General features: G+C 39.7%; 1 protein-coding gene and 1 riboswitch. The gene reads right to left on the reverse strand.

The features are described from left to right. Positions 1-178 precede the first annotated feature (178 nt). Positions 179-285, reverse strand: a riboswitch (TPP riboswitch). A gap of 562 nt (positions 286-847) precedes the next feature. Continuing rightward, a complete protein-coding gene (locus DXA60_RS18340; protein ID WP_117922682.1) occupies positions 848-2536 on the reverse strand; it encodes an ABC transporter ATP-binding protein in 1689 nt (562 codons plus the stop codon). Between the last annotated feature and the right edge of the window lie 302 nt (positions 2537-2838).

Genomic DNA, 2838 nt, shown 5'->3' on the forward strand with positions numbered 1-2838 from the left:
CTTGCCTTATTTTCGTACAACGGAACAAAACAGTCCCGGCTTGATGCGATTTGCCAATCGTAACCCCCCAGAACCACCCTACACAGGGAAACTCATATCACCCACAAACCAGCATTTGCAGATATCTTATCCATAAAAAGTGCAGGAACCCAACCAAAGATTCCTGCACAAAAAAACACACTTGTGATCCATTATCTCCCTACGTTGGCATTATCCAAATCAGGTTCCGGGTTAAAGCGTCCGCTTACTCTCAGCCCGCCTGTGCGAGCACCCCATTTTTTTGTTTTCCACATCACTTTTGTGATGGTCTTTTTTATAACAGCTTTATTATACACGTTTGTTCCCAAAATGCAAGTTTTTCCTGCATAAATTGCTGTTGTCATTGCCATATTTATGGCAACTGCATGTGTCGTGAACCAATATCCTCGGCAACTGTTTCCAGCCTGTCTTGCCAAGTCTTCTGGTACCCACATCTTTATTAGGTTACGCACCTTTGTTCCCGGCTTTTTTCATTGATTTACAATTTCGGTTTACGTTTACCATTTGGGCTTCGATTTGATTTGCAATCTTACCCACCTAATCGCCTTATCAAGTTTCTGTTCGTAGGCTCAAGAACTTTGCTACACCACTTCCTCCATCCATACCGTTACCGATACCGACTTGTGGTTCGCTACACTTGGCGGTAAATACCCATGACTGGACTTGCACCAGCAAGATTAGCGCCATGCTCGGCACACAAAATAAAAGTTGTCCATAGTTTTTTCCTATGGACAACTTCAAAAATTTAAAATCGTATTTTATGTTTCTAAATCTCTTCCTTTGCCAGTCAACAAATGTATCCAGACAATCAGATCTGACTACTTGTATGATAAAGTTCCGCAAAATACGGATCTGATTTCATCAGTTCCTCAAAAGTCCCCTGACTGGTAATTTTACTATTCCGAAATACAATGATCTTATCAAAAGCTGCAATAAAATTCAGCCTGTGGGCAATAACGATCATCGTCTGATCTTTTAACCGATCAAGAACTTCCTGCATAACTGCCTCTTCTGTTAAATTGTCAAGCGCCGATGTGGCTTCGTCCAAAATAACAAGTTCCGGATCTTCAAACCACAATCTTGCAAGTGCAAGCCGCTGTTTTTCTCCGCCCGACAGACGCGTGCCTTTTTCACCGATCTGCGTATCCAGTCCCTTGGCAGAATCGCGAACCAGACAGGAAAGATTCACCTTTTCCAGTGCCATCATAATCTCATCGTCTGGGACATTTCTGTCAAATAAAATATTTTCTCTGATCGTCCCATCAAAAATCGGAGAATCCTGGGATAAATAAACAATTTTGTCATAGAACTTATCAAGGCATAGATCTCTCAGTTCCACTCCTCCAACCTTGATCTGACCTCTGTCATACTTTAGAAATCCCAAAAGAATTTTTATCAGTGTCGACTTTCCTGAACCGCTCTCACCGACCAGGGCAACTTTTTGTCCTCTTGTGATTGTAAATGCCACCTCATCCAAGGCCGTCTTTTCTTCATATTCAAAGTGAAGATTCCTGACACAGATCTCACCTGCATTTCCAGCCGGAATCTTGCCTTTCTGGAGCTGCTCGTCATTTTTTAACTCCAAAAACCGGACAAATCTTGCATAAGCTGACTTATCCAGCTTATATTGCACATAGATCACATTGAATATTGCGATTGGGACATACGCATTTTCCACCAGCGAAATCAGTGCCACCACTTCGCCCGCCGTGAGATTTTTGCTTTTCCATGCATAAAATATAATCCCTATATTTAAAAATGCAACCATCCATGCAAATATCGTAAAAAAAGCCTCATGGATCAGATTCATTTTTACTTTTGAAGATACGATCTCCCTTTTTGCATCATCTGCTTTCCTGATCTCATTCGGAAACTGCCTTTCCACACGGAATATGACCAGTTCCATAAATCCGCGTATCAGATAATGATTTAACATTTCCTCATGATTAAGGACTTTCTCTTTCATTTGCATCAAAACTTTCAGCAATACATTCGACACTACAAAAACGACCAGATATCCGCTCATCAAAATATACATGATATTTCTGTTGATTTTTGCAATAAAATACATACTGAATAGTATGGACGGCAATAACTGGCGAATCAAAACCAGCCAGAAATTAAATATCACATCCCGTCCCGCTGTTGAACCATTTTCAATTTTCTGAACAAGTTTTCCTGTTCCCAGCTTCACATATTCCAGATACTCTATGATACTGATTTTTTGAAGCGCTAACAGCTTAAAGTCCAGATAAATCCCATGTTCCAGTTTTTTTGCCGGATATTCGTCCACATACTCCAAAACATAACCGGTAAGCAAAATGATCCCATATGCGACAATCCCAATGATCGTCAGAGTTCCATCGGAAAGCCCGTCAATGATTTTCTGAAAATAATCTGCCTTATAGTTCAAAAGAAAGGAATTAAATACCCCAATCACGAGATAGCCAGATGTAACCAATAAATTTTTCTTTAGTATTTCTTTTATGTAACGCATAACTGTACTCCTTTTATCGCATATTTTTTACCTACGAAACAGTACAGTTGTGACTGTCAGCATATTAATATCATAGAATACACGCTCCGTTAACATTCTATGATCATGAATTCACCTCAGTACAATCTGCTAACAGATCATTTCAACTGTACTGAGTAGTTACCTCGAACAAATTTCATCATGAATTCACCTCGATTCTGTATCATGTATTTTTATCTTACCATAATGATGCGAAAAACTGCAATCCATTCCAATCTTGAGTTTCCGTACTTTTATCCACAAAGCCCCGTTTTCATAATCAT

It is taken from the genome of Roseburia sp. OF03-24 (assembly GCF_003463035.1).
Lineage (GTDB): Bacteria > Bacillota > Clostridia > Lachnospirales > Lachnospiraceae > Roseburia > Roseburia rectibacter.

What these genes read in the sequence shown, in the direction of transcription:
- DXA60_RS18340 (WP_117922682.1), bottom strand. Translation starts at nt 2,536, where the DNA reads ATGCGTTACATAAAAGAAATACTAAAGAAAAATTTATTGGTTACATCT.